This window comes from Streptomyces yokosukanensis, from assembly GCF_001514035.1.
GTDB classification, from domain to species: domain Bacteria; phylum Actinomycetota; class Actinomycetes; order Streptomycetales; family Streptomycetaceae; genus Streptomyces; species Streptomyces yokosukanensis.
Window position 1 is genome coordinate 1 of sequence record NZ_KQ948221.1, and the last position, 20241, is coordinate 20241.

Below are 20241 nucleotides of genomic sequence, written 5' to 3' on the forward strand. Positions count from 1 at the left end.
GGCAACGACCGTTGCCGGTTCAGAGCAGAACGCATAACTACAAAGTGTGCTTGTTCGCTCGAAACCATTAGGGTTTCGGTGGTCATAGCGTGAGGGAAACGCCCGGTTACATTCCGAACCCGGAAGCTAAGCCTCACAGCGCCGATGGTACTGCAGGGGGGACCCTGTGGGAGAGTAGGAAGCCGCCGAACAATCTTTGGAGGACCCCTGGTCCCAGCGTTCAGCTGGGACCAGGGGTCCTTTTGTTTTTACAATGCTTGAGGTACCGAAGACAGGAGTCACCATGTCCACCAACTCTCCCGACGAGCGACCGGAGCGCGACCAGCGGCGACGGGACAGTGGTGACCGCGGTGAACGTGGCGGCGGCTACCGAGGCGACCGTGGCGGCTTCCGCCGTGACAACGACCGTGGTGGCTACGGCCGTCGTGACGACAACCGTGGCGGTGGCTACGGCGAGCGTCGTGACGACCGCCGCGATGACCGCCGCGATGACCGTCGTGACGATCGGGGTGGCTTCCGCCGGGACGACCGCCGCGACGACCGGCGTGACGACCGCCGTGGTGCCGGTTACGGCGACCGTGGTGAGCGCGGCGGTTTCGGCCGCCGTGACGACCGCCGTGAGGGCGATCGGGGTCCGCGTCCGGCGTTCCAGCGGGACGACCGCGACCGTGGGCCGCGCCGCGACGACCGTCGGGACGATCGTGGTTTCCGGCGTGACGACCGTGGTGGCGACCGTCCCCCGTTCCGTCGTGACGACCGTGGTGGGGACCGTCCTGCCTTCCGCCGCGACGACGACCGTGGTGGCTACGGCCGTCGTGACGACAACCGTGGCGGTGGCTACGGCGAGCGTCGTGACGACCGCCGTGACGATCGGGGTGGCTTCCGCCGGGACGACCGCCGCGATGACAGGCGTGACGACCGTCGTGACGACAACCGGGGCGAGCGCGGTGGGTTCCGCGGCCGGGACGACCGTGGTGGCTACGGCCGCAGGGACGACCGCGACCGCGGGCCGCGCCGCGACGACCGCGGTGGCAGGCCCGGCGGCTTCCGGGGGCGCGACGACCGTCGTGACGACCGGCGGGACGACCGGCGTGGCGGTGGCCGCTTCCGTGACGAGCGGGACAGGGACCGCGACCGCGAGCCGATCAAGCGGCTGCCGATCCCGGAGGACGTCACCGGTGACGAGATCGACAGTGACGTCCGGCAGGAGCTGCTGAGCCTGCCCAAGACGCTCGCGGAGGACGTCGCCAAGAACCTGGTGATGGTCGCCCGACTCATCGACGAGGACCCGGAGGGCGCCTACGGCTACTCCAAGGTGGCCCTGCGTCTGGCGTCCCGCGTGGCCGCCGTACGCGAGGCCGCCGGGTTCGCGGCGTACGCCAGCCAGAAGTACAGCGAGGCCCTCGCGGAGTTCCGGGCCGCGCGGCGGATGACCGGCACCGTGGAGCTGTGGCCGGTGATGGCCGACTGCGAGCGTGGGCTCGGCCGGCCGGAGAAGGCGCTGGACATGGCCGGTGCCCCGGAGGTGCACAAGCTGGACAAGGCCGGTCAGGTCGAGATGCGGCTCGTCGCGGCCGGTGCCCGGCGTGACATGGGCCAGCTGGACGCCGCCATCGTGACCCTGCAGAGCCCGGAGCTGGCCTCCAACTCCGTTCAGCCGTGGACCGCGCGCCTGCGGTACGCCTACGCGGACGCCCTGCTGGCCGTCGGCCGGGAGGGCGAGGCGCGGGAGTGGTTCGCCAAGGCCGTGGAGGCCGACCGGGACGGCAGCACCGACGCCTCCGACCGGCTCGCCGAGCTGGACGGCGTGGAGTTCGTCGACGCGCTGGACGAGAGCGAGGGTGCGGCCGAGCGCAGCTCGTCGCAGGACGCGCCGCAGGACGACATCGACGGTGACGACGACATCGACGGCGACATCGACGGTGACGCCGACATCGACGCCGACGCCGACATCGACGGTGACGGCGAAGCCGACAGGGGCGGCGAAGGGGACCGGGACGGCGACAAGGGCTGACGCCTGGTCGATCGGGCGATCGGCGGGATGATGAAGAGGGCAGGCGCCTTGCGGCGCCTGCCCTCTTTCGCGTTCCGGGGAGCGGGACGGCTCAGATCTCCAGGGCCCGCAGCACAAGTCCGGACGCCGGCTTCGGGCCGAACGAGGTCGACTTGCGCGGCATCATCACGCCCTGGCGGGCCAGGTCGCGTACGACCTCCTCGCGGACGGGGTGCATCAGGACCGCCGTACCGCCGTCGCGTTCCGCCTTGGCGACCGTCGCGGCCGTGTCGTGGATGTAGGCGATATGGGCCGGGGAGTCCTCGGGGATGTGCCAGACGTGCTCCAGGAGCGCGGCGTGCAGGACCGTGGCGTCCAGGGAGCGCCAGGCGGCCGGGCGGTCGGCCGGGATCGTCCGGGCCAGCAGGTCCGGGTCCGGGTGGTCGAGCAGATGGAAGGCGCCGTCGCCGGCCAGCAGGAAGGCGTTGCCCGCGCAGGACGCGTCCGCCAGCACCGCCAGGGCCTCGGCGAGCGGCGTGTCCAGGCGCCGTACCCGGAACAGGCCCCGCACCGCCGTGAGGGCGTCCGCGACGGGCAGGCCGTGCAGCAGGCGGTGGATGGCGCGCACCCGCAACGGGTAGCGGACGGTGTCGACGAGCAGGACCAGGCCGTGGTCCCAGGGGCTGGGGGAGGGGTGCTCGGCGCGCAGTCGCAGGTAGGTGGCCCAGCGGTGGTGGCCGTCGGCGATCAGGGCCTGCTGATGGGCGAGGTCGGAGTGGATGCGGGCCAGGTCGGTGGGGTCGGTGATGGACCAGAGCTGGTGGTGGAAGCCGTCCTCGGTGGTCGTGGCCAGGAGCGGGGGCTTCTCCGTGGTGCGTTCGACGACCTCGGCCGCCGTTCCGTCGCCGCGGTAGGTCAGCAGCAGGGGCTCCAGGTTCGCGCGCGTGGCGCGCATCAGGGCGGCACGGTCGGCGACCACGGGCGGCATGACGTCCTCGTGCGGCAGCACCACGCCCTCGGCGGGCTCCGAGACCCGCAGCGCGCCGATGATTCCGCGCTGGAGCATGCCGCCCCCGTCCCGCTGCTCGTAGACGTACAGGCCGGGCTCCGGGTCCGCGGCGAGGATGCCCTCGTCCAGCCAGCGGCGCAGGGTGTCGGCGGCCTGCTCGGTGCCGGCGCTCGGGGTGCCGGCCTGGGGGAGGATCAGGCGGACGATGTTGTGCGGGTCGGCAGACTGGAGGTGGTGTACTCCGTCGGGGCGTACGACGACGTCGTACGGCGGAGAGGTGACGGCGGCGAGGCTGCCGACCCGGTCGGGGTCGTAGCGAAGGCCGCGGAACGTGGTGAGTTCCAGGCCTCGGGGCGCCGTTGCTTCCGAGTGACCTGCAGTGTTCATCCCGGCATCGTACGTGTGTCAGTGCTGTGCGGGATGATCGGGGGAAAGGCCTTCGAACGAGGAGCGATGTGGAATGAGCCAGGCGGTCAGGACGAGTCCCGAGGGCAGTGGGCAGCCCCTGAGCGAGGCGTACGACACGGCGCTGCTCGATCTGGACGGGGTGGTGTACGCGGGCGGTGACGCCATCGCGCACGCGGTCGACTCGCTGGCCCTGGCGCGCTCCGGCGGCATGCGTCTGGCGTACGTCACGAACAACGCGCTGCGGACCCCGGACACGGTGGCCGACCATCTGACGGAGCTGGGCATACCGACGGGCGCCGATGACGTCATCACCTCCGCGCAGGCGGTCGCGCGGCTGATCAGCGAGCAGGTGCCGGCCGGGGCGCGGGTGCTGGTCATCGGTGGCGAGGGGCTGCGGGTGGCGCTGCGCGAGCGGGGGCTGACCCCCGTGGACTCGGCGGACGACGATCCGGCCGCGGTCGTGCAGGGGTACGGCGGGCCCGATCTGACCTGGGGGCGGTTCGCGGAGGCGTCGTACGCGGTGGCGCGTGGGGTGCCGTGGTTCGCCTCCAACACCGATCTGACGATTCCGAGCGGGCGGGGCATCGCGCCGGGCAACGGCGCGGCCGTTCAGGTCGTTCGGATCGCGACCGGTGCGGAGCCGCAGGTGGCGGGCAAGCCGTTGCCGCCGATGCACAAGGAGACGATCATCCGTACCGGTGCCGAGCGGCCCCTGGTGGTCGGGGACCGGCTGGACACGGACATCGAGGGTGCCGGCAACGGCGGGGTGGACTCGCTGCTGGTGCTCACCGGCGTCACCGACGGCGCCCAGCTGCTCGCGGCGCCGCCGCGGCACCGGCCGACGTATGTGGACGCGGATCTGCGCGGCCTGCTCACCGGGCAGCCGGAGGTCGTCCGGCAGGGTGGCGGTTTCCGCTGCGGCGGGTTCACGGCGACGGCCGGGGCGGACCGTGTGGAGTTGGAGGGCGACGGGGAGGCGCTGGACGGGCTGCGGGCGCTGTGCGCGGCGGCCTGGACGGCGGCCGGGGAGGGCTCCTGCGAGCTGGACGGGGGGAAGGCGCTGGCGCGTCTCGGACTGTGAGGCGGACCGGGACCCCCAGGGATCGAATTCAAGAGCGAGGGTAGGCTAACCTAACCTCGTGTTGGTCGACAGTCCTCCGGAACAGTGCGCGGAGACCGCCCCCGCGCCCCCAACCCGCCGGGCGGCAAGGGCCTTTGGGCTCCTGCTCTCCGCCGCGATCCTGGTGCTCGTCGCTCTGGCGAGCATCGCGATCGGGGCGAAATCGCTGTCGCTGGACCAGGTCTGGCACGGCCTGTTCCACGGCACGGGCACCTACGGCGACGTCGTCGTCGACGAGCGGCTCGCGCGCACGGTCCTCGGCCTGCTCGCCGGTGCCGCGCTCGGCCTCTCGGGCGCGGTGCTGCAGGCGCTCACCCGCAATCCGCTGGCCGACCCCGGGCTGCTCGGGATCAACGCCGGAGCCTCCGCCGCCGTCGTCACCGCCATCACCTACTTCGGTGTCACCAGCCTCACCGGCTATGTGTGGTTCGCCTTCTTCGGGGCGGCGGCGGTCGGCGCGCTGGTGTGGCTCCTCGGCGGCAGCAGAGGCGCCACCCCGGTGCGGCTCGCGCTCGCCGGCACGGCGATCAGCGCCGCCCTGTACGGCTATCTCCAGGCCGTGATGATCACGGATGACGCGGCGCTGGGCACGATGCGCTTCTGGACGGTGGGTTCGCTGGCCTCGGCCACGAACTCGACCATCCTTCAGGTGCTGCCGTTCCTCGCGGTCGGCACGGCCTTGGCGCTCGGGCTGGCCCGGCCGCTGAACGCCGTCGCGATGGGCGACGACACCGCCCGCGCCCTCGGCGCCAACCTGGGCCGCACCCGGGCGCTCGCCATGCTGGCCGCCACCGTGCTGTGCGGTGCCGCCACCGCCGCCTGCGGACCGATCGTGTTCGTCGGCCTGATGGTCCCGCACGTCGTGCGCTCCTTCACCGGCCCCGACCTGCGCTGGATCCTGCCGTACGCCACGGTCCTGTCGCCCGTGCTGCTGCTCGGCGCCGATGTCGCCGGCCGGGTCGTGGCCCGCCCCTCGGAGCTTCAGGTCGGCATCGTCACCGCGATCATCGGGGGCCCGGTCTTCATCTTTCTCGTACGACGGCGGAGGACGGCCCAACTGTGAAGACCCGATCCATGAACCGGGCCGTACGCGCTCCCGGCGGGCTCTCCCTGCGCCTGGACCTGCGGGCCCTGATCGTCGTCGCCTTGCTGCTGGTCGCCGCCTGCGCGGCCGGCGTGGCGCTGATCGGCACCGGCGACGCGAAGATCCCGGCGGCCGACGTGCTCCGGACCCTCGCCGGGCACGGCACCGCCTACCAGGACTTCATCGTCAACGAGCTGCGGCTGCCGCGGGTCCTGGTCGGGCTGCTGGTCGGTGCCTCGCTCGGCCTCGGCGGCGCCCTGTTCCAGTCGGTCTCGCGCAATCCGCTCGGCAGCCCGGACGTCCTCGGCCTCTCCCAGGGGTCGACCGCCGGCGCGCTGGTCGTGATCGTGCTGATGTCCGGCAGCACGACGCAGGTCACCGTCGGCGCCCTGATCGGCGGCCTCGCGACCGGCCTCGCCATCTATCTGCTCGCGTGGAAGCAGGGCGTGCACGGATACCGGCTGGTCCTGGTCGGCATCGGAGTCTCCGCGATCGCCACCGCCGTCAACGGCTATCTGCTCACCAAGGCCGACATGGTCGACGCGGCGCGGGCCGTCGTGTGGATGACCGGCTCCCTCGACGGCCGTGACTGGGACCAGGTCTGGCCGCTGCTCGCGCTGTGCGCCGTCCTCGTCCCGGTGGTCCTCGCGGGCGCCCGCGGCCTGCGGATGACGGAGATGGGCGACGACGTCGCGAACGCCCTCGGGGTGCCGGTGCAGCGGGTGCGGCTGGTGCTGATGGTGTGTGCCGTCCTGCTCGTCGCGGCCGCTACGGCCGCCGCCGGGCCCGTCTCCTTCGTCGCGCTCACCGCGCCCCAGCTCGCCCGGCGCCTGACCCGCTCGCCGGGCCCCAACCTGGTGCCCTCGCTGTGCATGGGCGCCGCCCTGCTGGTCGCCGCCGACTGGGCCTCCCAGCGCGCCTTCGGCGCCGACCAGCTGCCCGTCGGCGTGGTCACCGGCGTCCTCGGCGGCGGCTATCTGCTGTGGCTGCTGGTCACCGAGCGCAGGGCGGGCCGGATATGAGCGCCGTCGCCGAGTCAGTCAGCAAGAGGAGCACTGTGAACCGCCTGTCCGCCGAGAACGTCACCCTCGCCTACGACCAGCGCGTCATCGCCGAGCAGTTGTCGGTGGAGATCCCCGACAACTCCTTCACGGTGATCGTCGGCCCGAACGCGTGCGGCAAGTCGACGCTGCTGCGGGCGCTGTCGCGGATGCTCAGGCCGAGCGAGGGCCGGGTGCTGCTCGACGGGCAGGTCATCCAGTCGATGCCCGCCAAGAAGGTCGCGCGCACCCTCGGCCTGCTGCCGCAGTCGTCCATCGCGCCCGACGGCATCACCGTCGCCGACCTCGTCGGCCGGGGCCGCTACCCGCATCAGGGGCTGCTGCGCCAGTGGTCGGCCGAGGACGAGCGGGTCGTCCAGGAGTCGATGCGGCAGACCGGCGTCGCCGAGCTGGCCGACCGGTACGTGGACGAGTTGTCCGGCGGACAGCGGCAGCGGGTGTGGATCGCCATGGCGCTCGCCCAGCAGACGCCGCTGCTCCTGCTGGACGAGCCGACCACCTACCTGGACATCCAGCACCAGATCGACGTCCTCGACCTGTGCGCCGAGTTGCACGAGACCCAGGGCCGCACCCTGGTCGCCGTACTGCACGACCTCAACCACGCCGCCCGCTACGCCACCCACCTCATCGCGCTGCGCGGCGGCGAGGTGATCGCCGAGGGCGCCCCGAACGACATCGTCACCGCCGAGCTGGTGGAGCAGGTGTTCGGGCTCCGCTGTCAGGTCATCGACGACCCGGAGACCGGTACGCCGCTGGTGGTGCCGGCCGCGCGCAAGGCACGCGCCGAGCGGCAGCGGCTCACCACGGCTTCCTGAGGAGGGTCACAGCAGCTTCCGGAGCCGGAACAGATCCAGCAGGCTCGCCTCCAGCTTCACCCGGCCCGTGCCCCAGGCGGTCGCGAAGTTCAGCTCTCCGCCCACCAGGGCCACCAGGTCGTCCCCGGCCATGGCGAGCCTGATCTGCGCCTTCTCCCGCGGCGGACCGGGGTGCGTGTCGTCGACGTCGATCCGCCCGCCCGTCATCCGGCCGGCGAAGGTGATGTCCAGATCGGTGATGTGACAGCTCACCGACCGGTCCAGGGCGGCGGCCGCGCCGACGTCGCCATCGGCCCCCTGCATATTGTCCGAAAGCTTTCCCAGTGCGGCGCGGCACTCCTCGATCGTGGCCATCGCCCACGACGGTACCCCAGCGGTTCGGGGTAGCGTCGGGGCATGAGCGACTCGGTTCCGCAGACGGCCGTCCAGGCGGAGGCGGCACAGGCCGCGGAGGCCTACGACCCCGCCGCGCCCGCCCCCCTGGACGTCCCTCGCACCCCCACCGGCAACGCCGACGTCGACGCCCAGCTGGAGCGGCTGGCCGACGCCGACCACCTCGCCGCCGACGGACACGTCGAGGTGTACGAGGATGTACACCGGGGGTTGCGTGACGCGCTCACCGCGCTCGACGCCCGCCCGGGACCCCCGGCCCCCACACCCTCGTACCACCGAAGCAGGAGCTGAACCGAACGTGGCAGGAGTCGCACGCCGCCGTCTGGACACGGAGCTGGTCCGCCGGAAGCTGGCGCGCTCGCGTGAGCACGCCAGCCAGCTGATCGCCGCCGGACGGGTCACCGTCGGCAAGACCGTGGCGACCAAGCCGGCCACCCAGGTGGAGACCGCCGTCGCGATCGTGGTCCAGGCCGACGACGGCGATCCCGACTACGTCTCCCGGGGCGGCCACAAGCTGGCCGGCGCGCTCGAGGTCTTCGTGCCGCAGGGGCTCGTGGTCGAGGGCCGGCGAGCGCTGGACGCCGGGGCTTCCACCGGCGGCTTCACCGATGTCCTGCTGCGTGCGGGCGCCACCCGTGTCGTCGCGGTGGACGTCGGGTACGGACAGCTCGCCTGGTCTCTGCAGAGCGATGAACGCGTCACCGTCAAGGACCGTACGAACGTACGCGAGTTGACGCTCGAAGCGATCGACGGGGAACCTGTGGATCTTGTCGTGGGCGATCTGTCCTTCATCCCGCTCGGGCTGGTGCTGCCGGCCCTGAAGCGGTGCGTGAAGCCCGACGCCGACCTGGTGATGATGGTCAAGCCGCAGTTCGAGGTGGGGAAGGAGCGGCTCGGCAGCGGGGGTGTCGTACGGAGTCCGCAGCTGCGGGCGGAGGCCGTGCGGGCAGTGGCCGAGAAGGCCTGGGAGCTGGGGCTCGGGGTGCGTTCGGTCACCGCCAGTCCGCTGCCCGGGCCCTCGGGGAACGTCGAGTACTTTCTCTGGCTGCGGGCGGGGGCACCCCAGGTGGACCCGGCCGAAGTCGACCGTGCAGTGGCGGAGGGGCCGCGTTGACACAGAACCTGGCGCGTACTGTTTTCCTGCTCGCCCACACCGGGCGGCCCGCGGCGATCCGCAGTGCGGAACTCGTCGTCAAGGGCCTGCTGCGGCATGGCATCGGGGTGCGGGTGCTGGAGGAGGAAGCGCGCGACCTGCCGTTGCCCGACGAGGTGGGGCTGGTCAAGGAGGCGACTCCGCAGTGCCTCGACGGATGCGAGCTGCTGATCGTGCTCGGCGGCGACGGCACGCTGCTGCGGGGGGCGGAGTTCGCACGGGCCTCCGGGGTGCCGATGCTCGGCGTCAACCTCGGCCGGGTCGGGTTCCTCGCGGAGGCCGAGCGGGACGACCTCGACCGGGTGGTCGACCGGGTGGTGGCACGGTCGTACGAGGTCGAGGAGCGGATGACCGTCGATGTCGTCGTGCATCGCAACGGCGACATCGTGCACACGGACTGGGCGCTGAACGAGGCGGCCGTGCAGAAGGCGGGCGCCGAGAAGCTGCTGGAAGTCGTGCTGGAGATCGACGGGCGGCCGGTGACGGGGTTCGGGTGCGACGGGGTCGTCCTGTCGACCCCCACCGGGTCGACGGCGTACGCGTTCTCCGCGGGCGGGCCCGTGGTGTGGCCCGAGGTCGAGGCGCTGCTGATGGTGCCGATCAGCGCGCACGCGCTGTTCGCCAAGCCGCTGGTCACCTCGCCGGACTCGGTGCTCGCGGTGGAGGTGCTGCCGCACATTCCGCCGGGCGTGCTGTGGTGCGACGGGCGGCGGACCATCGAGCTGCCGCCGGGGGCGCGGGTGGAGGTGCGGCGGGGGGCGGTCCCGGTGCGGCTGGCCCGGTTGCACCACTCGTCCTTCACGGACCGGCTCGTGGCCAAGTTCGCGCTGCCGACCACCGGATGGCGCGGGGCGCCGCACTGAGCCGTCGGTGACGGCCTTCGCGCGTACTCCATCCCGGGCAGGCCGTGCCCTGTCCGGGTGGACGGAGTCGGCTTGGCATATTTTTCCGGCATAGACCGGATATATCTCGCTGTGCATCGCAGTTCCGACCCGAGCTGGCAGGCCCGGCTGTGCGGCAGGCCGGCACCAAGGAGACGCCGATGAATCAGCAGCACGTGGCCTTGGCCGGCAGCACACGCCCGGCCAAGGCCGACGCGACCCGGCTGCGGGACGCCGACCCCCAGCACCGGGTGAACGTGACCATCACCCTCCGTGGCAAGGTGGCCCCCGCCGACCAGATCCCGGTCGAGCGGCGCCAGGACGCCGAGACGACGAAGGCGGTCCTCGAACGGTACGGCCTCACCGTCGACCAGGTCCGGCTCTCACCCGGCAGCATCGTGGTCAGCGGCCCCGTCGCCGCCATGGACGCCGCCTTCAAGGCGAACCTCGGCATCTACCACAGCGCCACCCAGGGCGACTTCCGCGGCCGCGAGGGCGAACTGCAGATCCCCGCCGACCTCGAGGGCATCGTGACCGGCGTCTTCGGCCTGGACGAGCGGCAGATGGCCCGGCGCAAGTCGGGCCGGGGCTCCGGCTTCCAGGGGGCGATGACACCGGACGACCTGGAGCGGCTGTACAACTTCCCGGCCGGTGACGGGGACGGGCAGGGCATCGGCGTCGCCGAGTTCGGCGGCTTCTACTTCCAGGAGGACCTGCAGGCCTTCTGCAGCGCGCACAACCGGCCGACGCCGCAGGTCGCGGTGGTGCCCCTGAGCTACGACCCGCCGAGGTCGGTGCAGGAACTCCAGCAGCTGCCACCCGACCAGCAGCAGTTCGCGGCCGAGGCGGGCGGCGAGGTGATGATGGACGTGCAGATCGTCGCCGGCCTCTGCCCGGCGGCCCGGATCTCCGTCTACTTCGCCATGTTCGACCAACGAGGCTGGATCGAGCTGCTCGACCGGGTCATCGCCGACCGGCCGGTGAGCGTGCCCATCAGCTGGGGCCTGACCGAGGACCACCCCAGCTGGTCGGCCAACGCGCTCCGGGAGATCAACAAGCGCCTCGAGGGGCGGCGGACGCGGGCATCACGGTCTGTGTCGCCTCCGGCGACGACGGCTCGGGCGACCAGATCCCGGACGGCCGGGCGCATGTCGACTTCCCCAGCTCCAGCCCCTTCGTACTGAGCGCCGGCGGCACGATGATCGACGAGTCCGGCCAGGAAGTCGCCTGGTGGCAGGCGCCCGGGCACCGCACCCGGCACGGGGGCGGCGCCAGCGGCGGCGGAGTCTCCACGACGTTCGACCGCCCGGCCTACCAGCGGAACATCAACATCGACTCCCTGAACCCGGGCAGTATCAAGGGGCGGGTCCTGCCGGACGTCGCGGCGCTCGCCGGGCCGCCGTTCTACGACCTGACGCTCCTCGGCAGGCCGGCGCCCAACGGCGGCACCAGCGCCTCCGCGCCGTTGTGGGGCGCCCTGATCGCCCGGATCAACGCCTTGCTGCCCTCGGACAAGCGCCAGCGTTTCCTCACACCGCTGCTCTACGACAGCGGCACCAACGGCCGCCCGCTCGGCGAGGTCGCCTGCCGTGACATCGCGGTCGGCCACGACAACGGCTCCCACCCGCCGGCGGTGGGCTACCCGGTCAAGGCGGGGTACGACGCGGTCACCGGGTACGGCGTGTGCGACGGTGTCGCCCTGCTCAAGGGGCTGCACTGAGGGCACCGCACTGAGGGCGCCGCGCAGGAGCATCGTGCGGACGGCCCTGCACTCGCCCGGGTGACACCGCGCGGCCCGGACGCCTGCGTCACCTGCTTCTTCACACAACCGGGCCGGGGCCCGTCGCACTCCCGGCCCAAGACCTCGTAAGGTCTTGTCCGTGTTGGAGGAGATGCGGATACGGTCGCTCGGGGTCATCGACGATGCCGTCGTCGAGCTGTCACCCGGGTTCACCGCCGTCACCGGTGAGACGGGTGCGGGCAAGACCATGGTGGTCACCAGCCTCGGGCTGCTGCTCGGCGGGCGGGCGGACCCGGCGCTCGTGCGGATCGGGGCCGAGAAGGCGGTCGTGGAGGGACGGGTCACCCTTCCCGCGGACGCCGGCGCCGTCGTACGCGCCGAGGAGGCCGGGGCGGAGCTGGACGACGGGACCCTGCTGATCAGCCGTACCGTTTCCGCCGAGGGACGGTCCCGGGCACATCTGGGCGGGCGGTCGGTGCCGGTCGGGCTGCTCGCCGAGCTGGCCGACGACCTGGCGGCCGTGCACGGGCAGACCGACCAGCAGGGCCTGCTGAAGCTGTCCCGGCAGCGGCAGGCGCTGGACCGGTACGCGGGCGACACCGTCGCCGTGCCCCTCACCAAGTACACCGAGGCCTACCGTCGGCTGCGCGCCGTCTCCGCCGAGCTGGAGGAGATCACCACGCGCGCGCGTGAGCGGGCGCAGGAAGCCGACATGCTGCGGTACGGGCTCGATGAGATCGCCGCCGTCGAGCCACGGGCCGGCGAGGACGTCGAGCTGGCCGAGGAGGCCGAGCGGCTCGGGCACGCCGAGGCGCTGTCGTCGGCCGCCACGGCCGGGCACGCCGCCCTCGCGGGCAATCCCGAGGACCCCGAGGGGATCGACGCCTCGACCCTCGTCGCCGGTGCCCATCGGGCCCTGGAGGCCGTGCGCTCGCACGATCCGGCGCTGGCCTCCCTCGCCGACCGGATCGGCGAGATCGGGATCCTGCTCGGCGACGTCGCCGGGGAGCTGGCCGGGTACGCCGACGATCTCGACGCCGATCCGCTGCGGCTGGCCGCCGTGGAGGAGCGCAGGGCGGCCCTGACCGCCCTCACCCGCAAGTACGGGGACGACGTCAACGCCGTGCTGGCGTGGGCCGAGCACAGCGCCGCCCGGCTCACCGAGCTGGACGGCGACGACGAGCGGCTCGGGGAGCTGACCGCGGAGCGGGACGCGCTCCGTACCGAACTGGGCGCACTCGCCCAGGCGTTGACGGACGCGCGGACCGAGGCGGCCGCGCGGTTCGCCGCCGCCGTGACGGCCGAGCTGGCCTCGCTGGCGATGCCCCACGCGCGCGTGTCCTTCGACCTCCGGCAGACCGAGGACCCGGAGGGCGTCGAGGTCGGCGGCCGGGCCGTCGCGTACGGGCCGTCGGGCGTGGACGAGGTCGAGCTGCTGCTCGCCCCGCACCCGGGCGCCCCGCCCCGGCCCATCGCCAAGGGTGCCTCCGGCGGTGAGCTGTCCCGCGTGATGCTCGCCGTCGAGGTCGTGTTCGCGGGCACGGACCCTGTGCCGACCTACCTCTTCGACGAGGTCGACGCAGGTGTGGGCGGCAAGGCCGCGGTCGAGATCGGGCGGCGGCTGGCGAAGCTCGCCAGGACCGCGCAGGTCGTGGTCGTCACCCATCTGCCCCAGGTCGCCGCGTTCGCCGACCGGCAGCTGCTGGTCGAGAAGACCAACGACGGCTCGGTCACCCGGTCCGGCGTGAAGGTGCTGGAGGGCGAGGAGCGGATCCGCGAGCTGTCGCGGATGCTGGCCGGCCAGGAGGACTCCGAGACGGCCCGCGCGCACGCGGAGGAACTGCTGGCGACGGCACGGGCGGACGGGTGAGGGGGAGGAGCAGGGCGGGCGCCTTCGTGCTGGCCGCCGCCGTCACCGGCGCGGGCCTGGCCGCCCTGCGCCGCAACGCGCCCGGTTCGCGGGCGGATTGGGAGCGGAAGAACCACGCCGGGCGGACCGTCGAGCTGTACGCCGGGCCCGCATCCGCCGTCGGCGTGGCGCTCTCCGCCGCCCGGGTGCATCCCGCCGCCGGCGCCGCCGTGCTGGCCGCCGGCGCCTGCGGGGCCTACGACGACGTCGCCGGGCATGTCCGCGGGGACACCCGGCGCGGCTTCCGGGCGCATCTCGGGGCGCTGAGGAACGGCGAAGTCACCAGCGGCGCCGTGAAGTTGTTCGGGATCTCGGCCGCCGGGCTGGTCGCGGGAGCGCTCATGAAGGAGCGCCCGCTCGACAAGCTCCTCGCCGGGATCGTGATCGCCGGTGGGGCGCACTTCGTCAACCTCGTCGACGTACGGCCCGGACGGGCCGTCGGCGCGGTGCTCGCGCTCGGCGCGCCGGGACTGCTGCGCAAGGGGCCCGGGGCCGAGCTGTCGGCCGCCGCGATGGGTGCCGCCGCGGCCGTCCTGCCCGAGGATCTCGCGGAGCGCATGATGATCGGGGACACGGGGGCGCACGCGCTCGGCGCGGCGCTGGGGGCGGCCGTCGTGGCCGGAAACCGGCGCCCCGGCCTGCTGGTGCACGCCGTCGCGGTGGTGGCCGCCGCCGTGTACGGCGACCGGGTGACCGCCTTTGCGCGCTCGCTGTGACCGTCTGACCTCGCGGGACGCGGTCGTACGGGGTTCGGCCGGGCCGTTTCGACTCACCCGTGTGGGTGACGTGCTCCGGCGCATTGCCCCGGCCCGCCGCACTGTGCGCCCTCCGGATTTCCCGTAACGGCCCGTCGCCCTGGCATGCTTGAGGGACCACGGTCCGCGCAGGAGGCGCGCGGGGTACGCCCGTCCGCCCCCGTGAGCCCGCTACCTTCTGTACGTTTCCTCGTGACCGCCCACGTCGAACCAGGAGCCCCGGCCCCGTGAGCCCCCTGAGCAGCAACGCGCCGCACGGCCAGTCGACGCTGCGCACCGTGCAGGTGCTGGGCGGAGGCAACGCCGGCAGCAGCGCGCATGTGCGCTCGCTGGCCGAGGGGCTCGTGGCAAGGGGCGTACGGGTCACGGTGTGCGCCCCCGTCGAGGCGGATCGCGCCTACGACTTCACCGGCGCCGGTGCCGAGCACGTGCATGTGCCGCGCAGCAGCGACCCGGCCTCCGTGGCCGCGCTGCGGGCGGCCTGCACCCACGCCGACCTGGTGCACGCGCACGGACTGCACGCCTCCTTCCGGGCCGTGCTGGCGCTCAGCGGCCGGCGCACCCCGCTGGTGGTCACCTGGCACGACCGGGCCCAGGCGCAGGGCGCGCGGGCGCAGTTCCTGCGGTTGCTGGAGCGGCGGGTGGTGCGCACGGCGGCCGTGGTCCTCGGCGCCAGCTCGGATCTGGTGGACCGGGCCCGGAGCACGGGGGCGCGGGACGCCCGGCTCGCCGCCGTCGGCCTGCCGGGGTACCGGCGGCCCGTCCCCCTCGACGACCCCGACCGGCTGCGCCCCAAGGTCCGGGCCGAACTCGGCGCCACCGGGCGTCCGTTGCTCATCGCGGTCGGCTCCCTCGACCGGCACCGCGGCTACGACGTCCTGCTCGACGCGGCCCGCGCCTGGCGGGACCTCGATCCGGCGCCGCTGGTCGTCATCGCCGGGGAGGGACCGCAGCGGCCGGTCATACAGCGGCGGATCGAGGACGAGGGGCTGCCGGTGCGGCTCATCGGCCGCCGCGAGGACGTGCCCGAACTGCTCGCCGCCGCCGATCTGGCGCTGCTGACGAGCAGTTGGGAGTCGCGCTCCGTCCTCGCCCAGGAGGCGATGTACGCACGCGTGCCGCTGGTCGCCACCCGGGTCGGCGGCATCCCCGACCTCGTGGGCGACGCCGCCGAACTCGTGCCGTACGGCGACCCGGAGGCGCTCGCGGACACCGTCGTACGGCTCCTCGCGGATTCCGCGCGCCGGGAGGCGCTGCGCGAGTCGGGGGTACGGCAGACCGCCGGCTGGCCGACCGAGGACGAGACGGTCGCCCAAGTGCTCAGCGTGTACGACGAGTTGACCCAGCCCCGCCCGCTCGCCTAGAGCACGTGACGGCGGGCCCGGAGGGCCAGGCTCAGTGCCAGGACCGTCTGCGGGTCGTCGAGGTCCGTGCCGAGCAACTCACCGATGCGGGCGAGCCGGTTGTAGAGGGTCTGCCGGTTCAGATGCAGTTCGCGGGCCGTCTCCGCCTTGCGCCCGGCGTGGGCCAGATAGGTCTCCAGGGTCGGCAGCAGCGGCGGCTTGGAGCGGTGGTCGTGGTCGCGCAGCGGGCCGATGGCGCGGTCCACGAACGCGGCGAGGTCCGGATGGTCGCGCAGCCGCCACAGCAGCAGGTCGATGTCGAGGCGGCGGGCGTCGTACCAGGGCCGGTCGGTCAGGCCCTGTGCGGCGGTCGCCGTCTCCGCCGCGTGCCGCAGCCCGGCCGAGGCGGCGGCCCAGCCGCCCGCCACGCCGACGACCACGACCGGCGGCGGCGAGCCCGGCCGGCGCATCCCGGCTCGCTCCACGCCCGCCCGCAGCGCCGCCGCGACCCGGTCGGCGACCGCCGAGCGCTCCGACTCCGAACGCAGTCCGAGCAGCACCAGCACCCGGCCCTCCACCGGCCGAACCCCCAGCAGCACCGGCACCCCCACCGCCGCCAGCTCCTCGGACACCGCCCGCGCCAGCACGGCCCAACCCCCGCCGGGGGAGAGGGAGTCGCCGATCCGCATCACCACCGGCAGCAGCGGGCTGTCACCGGGCTTGAAGCCGAGGACCCGGGCCTGCGCCGGGGCGTCCTCCGCGGTGATCCGGCCCTCGGCGAGATCGGTGAGGAAGTCACCGCGTCCGCGGGCCGCCAGCTCCTCCTCCTGGCGGGCCTGCATCAGCACCACGGCAAGGATGCCCGCGGCCCGCTCGGCGGCGATCCGGTGCACGGGCGCCAGCGGTGCGCGCACCGGCAGCAGAACGAGGCGGGCGCGGACCGAGCCCGCCGTACCGGGGCCGCCGCCGGGCACGTCCACCAGTACCGAACCGGTGGGCGGCGGCGCGTCCTTGTGCGGACCGCGCAGCCCCTCCCACACCTGGAGCGGATCCGCCCCCTGCGGCCCCTCCCCGGCGGCGTACAGCAGGCGGCCGTCGGCGGTCTCCAGGAACACCGGGTTGCCGCTGAAGTCCGCCAGGATGCCGAGCACCTGAGGCACCCCGCCGCCGCCCAGCAGCGCCTCGGTGCAGCGCCGGTGCACCTCCTCGGCCCGCTGGAGCAGCGCGTAGTGCCCGTTGACGATCTCGGTGTGGATCTCCTCGGTCACCGTCACGAACGGCACCTCGCGGTGCAGCTGGACCAGCGGCAGCCCCGCCGCGCGTGCGGTGTCCACCAGGGCGGCTGGCAGCCGGGTGAAGCGCGGTCCCAGCTCCACCACCAGGGCGGCGATGCCGCGCTCGGCGAGGGTGCGCACGAACGCCCGCTGCTCGGCCGGGCGGGTGCCGAGGCCGTAGCCGGTGGTGAGCAGCAGTTCGCCGCCCTTGAGCAGTGAGGCGATGTTCGGCACCTCGCCCGCGTGCACCCAGCGCACGGTGCGCCCCAGCCGGTCGGCACCCGCCACGATCTCCGGCAGCCCGCTGCGCAGCCCGGGCAGCTCCAGTGCCCGCTGCACGGTGATCCCGGCGCCCTGGGTGTCGAATCGGTGGTCCGTACGGCTGTCCATGCAGCGGACGCTACCTGCGGGAACGCCCGCAGGACAGCTCCGGGCGCGCACCCGGGAAACCTGTGCCGCTCACACCGGCCGGATGTTGTGGTTGAAGCGGAAGACGTTGTCGGGGTCGTAGTGGCGTTTCACCTTCGCCAGGCGCAGGGTGTTCGCCTCGCCCAGCCCCGCCCGCACCCGCTCCGGGCCCTCGTCGCCGATGAAGTTCAGATAGACGTCCCCGGTGCTCCAGGGCCGTACGTCGGCGCGGACGTCCCGGACCCAGGCGATCGCCCGCTCGTCATCGGCCGGGTCCGCCCAGATCCCGAACGGGTGCGCGGCCCAGGGCGCGTCCCGGTACGGCACCGGGTACGTGTGCGGACCGGCGGCGATCGCCCCGCCCTGCGGGAACAGGATCTGCTGGCTGCGGCTCGGCATCGGCATGCTGTCCGCGCGGGCGCAGAAGACGTCCACCAGCTCGTCCGGCAGACCGGTCAGATACTCCGCCGACCAGTAGTTCCGCATCCCCGTGGGATGGTCGAACATGCACTGCGCATCGGCGTACGGCACGGTGCCGGCCAGCTCCACCTCGTGCGGCAGCGCCAGCAGCGGTTCGGCGAGCCCTCGCATGCTCGCCTCGTCGCCCGCGTAGGTGAGCAGCAGCCCGCACAGCAGCGTGCCGACCAGGTGCGGGGGTACGAACGCCTCCGGTGGCGCGGCCGCGTACAGCACGGCGCCGCCGGCCTCGTCGGGTCCGCCGAGGACGACTTCGCGAAAGGCGCGGACCGCCTCGGGGCCGAGCCGCGGTTCGTACATCAGCAGCGCGATGGAGAACACCGGCAGCTCGTGCAGCTCCAGGGTGAGCGCGGTGGCGACGCCGAAGTTGCCGCCGCCGCCGTGCAGCGCCCAGAACAGTTCGGGGTTCTCGTCGACGTTCGCGTGCACCCGCTCGGCGTCGGCGGTCACCAGTTCCACGCCGACGAGGTTGTCCACGGCGAGGCCGAAGGCGCGGTCCAGCCAGCCGGTGCCGCCGCCGAGGACGAAGCCGCCGACACCGGTGGTGGAGACACGGCCGCCGGTGGTCGCGAGGCCGTACGGCTGGGTGGCCCGGTCCAGCTGGCTCATGGTGGCGCCGCCCCCGATCCGGACCGCCTCGGCCGCCGGGTCGACGGTCACCTCGTGCATCCGGCGCAGGTCCACCACGAGCGCGCCGTCACCGAGCGCCGCCCCGGCCACGCTGTGCCCGCCGCCGCGCACCGCGATCGGCAGATCGAGATCACGGGCGAAGCGCACGGCCCGGACGACATCGGCCGCGTTCGCGCACCGGGCGATCACGGCCGGGCGCCGGTCGATCATCGCGTTGAAGACCGCGCGGGCGTCGTCGTAGCCCGGGTCCCCCGGCGCGACCACCTCGCCGACCAGGTCCTCGCGCAGCCCGGCGAGGGCCGCGCCGGCCTTCGAAGGGGAAGCCATGGTCGTTCTCTTTCCGGAAAGCACCTTTCGTCCGATTACAGCCTAGGTGTGGGCGGTCGGAGGTGTGGACCGGGCGGCCTCGCGCGGAACTTCGGAAGCCGTACCGATTGGCAATACATTCCAATTGGGAAGAGTTCTCATTCTGCTACGGTTGCCGGGTGGGACTCCGGGAGAAGAAGGCGCAGAAGGTCCGCGAGGCGATCTACGACGCGATGCTCACGCTCGCCGAGCGCGACGGCTATGAGGCGGCCACGCTGGAGCAGGTGGCCGAGCGGGCTGAAGTGGCGATCTCCACCGTCTACCGGTACTTCGCGAACAAGGACGCGATCCTGCTCGACCCGGTCGAGCGCGGCGTCGGCGCACTCGCCGGCCTGTTCCGGGCCCGGCCCGAGGACGAGCACGCGGCGGTCTCCCTCGGCTGGACCGTGCGCGCCGCCCTGGACATCGGCCCCGAGCACCTGGCCCGGATCCGCCGGCTGCGCGCGCAGCTGGACCTCGCGCCGGGGCCGAGGGCGCGGTTGTGGGACCTCATGCACCGGGAGCGGCTGCTGCTGGAGGACGCGATCGCGGAGCGCAGCGGCCGCGATCACCTGTGGAACGCCGCCGCCGCGCATCTCACGCTCATGATCGTCGGGATGGCGTACGACCATGAGCGAGACAGCCTGGACGAGACGACGCCTGCCGACTACGCGGACCGCGTCATGGCAATGCTGCACGACAGCGGGAACCCCCTCCCGGTGCGCGCATGACGTCCGCCGCCGCCGACGACGTGACCGACGTGACCGACGTGATCGACGTGATCGACGTGGTGATCGCGGACGATCAGGAACTGGTGCGCGCCGGCTTCGAGATGATCCTCGACGCCCAGCCGGGCATCCGTGTCGTCGGGGTGGCCCGGGACGGTGTCGAATGCGTCGACCTGGCCCGCCGGCTGAAGCCCCATGTGGTGCTGGTCGACATCCGCATGCCCCGGCTGGACGGCCTGGAGGTCACCCGCACCCTCATGGGGGAGCGGACCGGCGACCGCGCGCTGAACGTGGTCGTCATCACCACCTTCGACCAGGACGACTACGTACGCGACGCGTTGCGGTACGGCGCCTGCGGCTTCCTGCTCAAGGACGCGTCCCCCGCGCTGCTGGCCGAGGCCGTGCGGGCGGCCTCGCGCGGCGACGCGCTCGTGTCGCCGGCGGTCACCGTCAGGCTGCTGCGGCAGCTGCGGGGCGCCAGCACCGGTGAACGGCCCCGGGAGGAGGCCGGGTTGAGCGTCCGGGAGACGGAGATCGCGCGGCTGGTGGCCGTGGGCCGCACCAACCAGGAGATCGGCGAGGAGCTGTTCCTGTCGCTGTCGTCGGTGAAGACCTACCTGGCCCGGATCCAGTCCAAGACCGATGCCCGCAACCGTGTCGAGGTCGCGGCCTGGGCGTGGGAACACGGCGTGGTCACCTCGCGGTCCTGAGCGG

At 73.2% G+C, this 20241-nt stretch carries 19 protein-coding genes and 1 rRNA gene; 16 read left to right on the forward strand and 4 right to left on the reverse strand.

Features of this window, described 5'->3' with window-relative positions; all coding sequences use genetic code 11:
- The first annotated feature begins 74 nt into the window (after positions 1–74).
- Positions 75–191 (forward strand): 5S ribosomal RNA (rrf, locus tag AQI95_RS32950).
- Positions 192–1153: 962 nt separating this feature from the next.
- Complete coding sequence (locus AQI95_RS45375) at positions 1154–2014, forward strand: tetratricopeptide repeat protein (RefSeq protein WP_208614328.1); 861 nt, start codon at positions 1154–1156, stop codon at positions 2012–2014.
- A gap of 91 nt (positions 2015–2105) precedes the next feature.
- On the opposite strand, the gene AQI95_RS32960 is transcribed toward AQI95_RS45375, so the two are convergent.
- Positions 2106–3389, reverse strand: a complete 1284-nt coding sequence (locus AQI95_RS32960) for a DUF1015 domain-containing protein (RefSeq protein ID WP_067132474.1) — start codon at positions 3387–3389, stop codon at positions 2106–2108.
- Between the two features lie 73 nt (positions 3390–3462).
- Here AQI95_RS32960 and AQI95_RS32965 point away from each other — a divergent pair, with 73 nt between their 5' ends.
- Genes AQI95_RS32965 through AQI95_RS32980 form a run of 4 tightly spaced genes read left to right on the forward strand, consistent with a single transcriptional unit; the run spans position 3463 to position 7490 of the window.
- The gene (locus AQI95_RS32965) at positions 3463–4491 is read left to right on the forward strand and encodes an HAD hydrolase-like protein (protein WP_067132477.1); all 1029 of its coding nucleotides are present in this window, start codon (positions 3463–3465) and stop codon (positions 4489–4491) included.
- 58 nt (positions 4492–4549) lie between these two features.
- A complete protein-coding gene (locus AQI95_RS32970) occupies positions 4550–5593 on the forward strand; it encodes a FecCD family ABC transporter permease (protein ID WP_067132481.1) in 1044 nt (347 codons plus the stop codon).
- An 11-nt stretch (positions 5594–5604) separates the two neighbouring features.
- Positions 5605–6636 carry a FecCD family ABC transporter permease gene (locus AQI95_RS32975; protein ID WP_107121827.1) on the forward strand — a complete coding sequence of 344 codons (1032 nt, stop codon included), beginning with the start codon at positions 5605–5607 and terminating at the stop codon, positions 6634–6636.
- Complete coding sequence (locus AQI95_RS32980; protein ID WP_107121820.1) at positions 6633–7490, forward strand: ABC transporter ATP-binding protein; 858 nt, start codon at positions 6633–6635, stop codon at positions 7488–7490. Before AQI95_RS32975 ends, AQI95_RS32980 begins: the two co-directional genes overlap by 4 nt.
- A gap of 6 nt (positions 7491–7496) precedes the next feature.
- On the opposite strand, the gene AQI95_RS32985 is transcribed toward AQI95_RS32980, so the two are convergent.
- Complete coding sequence (locus AQI95_RS32985) at positions 7497–7844, reverse strand: sterol-binding protein (RefSeq protein ID WP_067132488.1); 348 nt, start codon at positions 7842–7844, stop codon at positions 7497–7499.
- Positions 7845–7886: 42 nt separating this feature from the next.
- Here AQI95_RS32985 and AQI95_RS32990 point away from each other — a divergent pair, with 42 nt between their 5' ends.
- From AQI95_RS32990 to AQI95_RS33025, 8 genes are all read left to right on the forward strand, one after another.
- Complete coding sequence (locus AQI95_RS32990; RefSeq protein ID WP_067132491.1) at positions 7887–8174, forward strand: hypothetical protein; 288 nt, start codon at positions 7887–7889, stop codon at positions 8172–8174.
- Between the two features lie 7 nt (positions 8175–8181).
- Positions 8182–8997, forward strand: coding sequence for a TlyA family RNA methyltransferase (locus AQI95_RS32995; protein ID WP_067132494.1), 816 nt, complete (start codon positions 8182–8184; stop codon positions 8995–8997).
- Positions 8994–9899, forward strand: a complete 906-nt coding sequence (locus AQI95_RS33000) for an NAD kinase (RefSeq protein ID WP_067132498.1) — start codon at positions 8994–8996, stop codon at positions 9897–9899. The genes AQI95_RS32995 and AQI95_RS33000 overlap by 4 nt, the downstream gene beginning before the upstream one ends.
- A 179-nt stretch (positions 9900–10078) precedes the next feature.
- Positions 10079–11101, forward strand: a complete 1023-nt coding sequence (locus tag AQI95_RS33005; protein ID WP_067132501.1) for a protease pro-enzyme activation domain-containing protein — start codon at positions 10079–10081, stop codon at positions 11099–11101.
- A gap of 14 nt (positions 11102–11115) precedes the next feature.
- Entirely contained in the window at positions 11116–11637 is a 522-nt protein-coding gene (locus AQI95_RS33010) for a S8/S53 family peptidase (protein ID WP_067132504.1), read from the forward strand.
- A gap of 172 nt (positions 11638–11809) precedes the next feature.
- On the forward strand, positions 11810–13528 hold the full coding sequence (gene recN / locus AQI95_RS33015) for a DNA repair protein RecN (RefSeq protein ID WP_067132507.1): 1719 nt from the start codon (positions 11810–11812) through the stop codon (positions 13526–13528).
- Positions 13525–14283: a hypothetical protein gene (locus AQI95_RS33020; protein ID WP_067132510.1), complete on the forward strand. Its 759-nt coding sequence runs from the start codon at positions 13525–13527 to the stop codon at positions 14281–14283. Before recN ends, AQI95_RS33020 begins: the two co-directional genes overlap by 4 nt.
- A 266-nt stretch (positions 14284–14549) precedes the next feature.
- Complete coding sequence (locus AQI95_RS33025; protein WP_067132513.1) at positions 14550–15686, forward strand: glycosyltransferase family 4 protein; 1137 nt, start codon at positions 14550–14552, stop codon at positions 15684–15686.
- Here the strand turns inward: AQI95_RS33025 and AQI95_RS33030 are convergent.
- Both AQI95_RS33030 and AQI95_RS33035 read right to left on the reverse strand, forming a co-directional pair.
- Positions 15683–17329 carry a PucR family transcriptional regulator gene (locus AQI95_RS33030; RefSeq protein ID WP_067132515.1) on the reverse strand — a complete coding sequence of 549 codons (1647 nt, stop codon included), beginning with the start codon at positions 17327–17329 and terminating at the stop codon, positions 15683–15685. The genes AQI95_RS33025 and AQI95_RS33030 overlap by 4 nt on opposite strands.
- Before the next feature lie 69 nt (positions 17330–17398).
- Entirely contained in the window at positions 17399–18781 is a 1383-nt protein-coding gene (locus AQI95_RS33035) for an FAD-binding oxidoreductase (RefSeq protein ID WP_067132518.1), read from the reverse strand.
- A 158-nt stretch (positions 18782–18939) separates the two neighbouring features.
- On the opposite strand from AQI95_RS33035, the gene AQI95_RS33040 reads away from it, so the two are divergent.
- Both AQI95_RS33040 and AQI95_RS33045 read left to right on the forward strand, forming a co-directional pair.
- Positions 18940–19530, forward strand: coding sequence for a TetR/AcrR family transcriptional regulator (locus tag AQI95_RS33040; protein ID WP_067132521.1), 591 nt, complete (start codon positions 18940–18942; stop codon positions 19528–19530).
- Positions 19527–20237 carry a response regulator gene (locus AQI95_RS33045; RefSeq protein WP_067132530.1) on the forward strand — a complete coding sequence of 237 codons (711 nt, stop codon included), beginning with the start codon at positions 19527–19529 and terminating at the stop codon, positions 20235–20237. Before AQI95_RS33040 ends, AQI95_RS33045 begins: the two co-directional genes overlap by 4 nt.
- The last annotated feature ends 4 nt before the right edge of the window (positions 20238–20241 follow it).

What these genes read in the sequence shown, in the direction of transcription:
- AQI95_RS32980 (WP_107121820.1), top strand. Translation starts at nt 6,633, where the DNA reads ATGAGCGCCGTCGCCGAGTCAGTCAGCAAGAGGAGCACTGTGAACCGC.
- AQI95_RS32965 (WP_067132477.1), top strand. Translation starts at nt 3,463, where the DNA reads ATGAGCCAGGCGGTCAGGACGAGTCCCGAGGGCAGTGGGCAGCCCCTG.
- AQI95_RS32960 (WP_067132474.1), bottom strand. Translation starts at nt 3,389, where the DNA reads ATGAACACTGCAGGTCACTCGGAAGCAACGGCGCCCCGAGGCCTGGAA.
- AQI95_RS33035 (WP_067132518.1), bottom strand. Translation starts at nt 18,781, where the DNA reads ATGGCTTCCCCTTCGAAGGCCGGCGCGGCCCTCGCCGGGCTGCGCGAG.
- AQI95_RS32975 (WP_107121827.1), top strand. Translation starts at nt 5,605, where the DNA reads ATGAACCGGGCCGTACGCGCTCCCGGCGGGCTCTCCCTGCGCCTGGAC.
- AQI95_RS32985 (WP_067132488.1), bottom strand. Translation starts at nt 7,844, where the DNA reads ATGGCCACGATCGAGGAGTGCCGCGCCGCACTGGGAAAGCTTTCGGAC.
- AQI95_RS33005 (WP_067132501.1), top strand. Translation starts at nt 10,079, where the DNA reads ATGAATCAGCAGCACGTGGCCTTGGCCGGCAGCACACGCCCGGCCAAG.
- AQI95_RS33010 (WP_067132504.1), top strand. Translation starts at nt 11,116, where the DNA reads ATGATCGACGAGTCCGGCCAGGAAGTCGCCTGGTGGCAGGCGCCCGGG.
- AQI95_RS33030 (WP_067132515.1), bottom strand. Translation starts at nt 17,329, where the DNA reads ATGGACAGCCGTACGGACCACCGATTCGACACCCAGGGCGCCGGGATC.
- recN (WP_067132507.1), top strand. Translation starts at nt 11,810, where the DNA reads ATGCGGATACGGTCGCTCGGGGTCATCGACGATGCCGTCGTCGAGCTG.
- AQI95_RS33045 (WP_067132530.1), top strand. Translation starts at nt 19,527, where the DNA reads ATGACGTCCGCCGCCGCCGACGACGTGACCGACGTGACCGACGTGATC.
- AQI95_RS32990 (WP_067132491.1), top strand. Translation starts at nt 7,887, where the DNA reads ATGAGCGACTCGGTTCCGCAGACGGCCGTCCAGGCGGAGGCGGCACAG.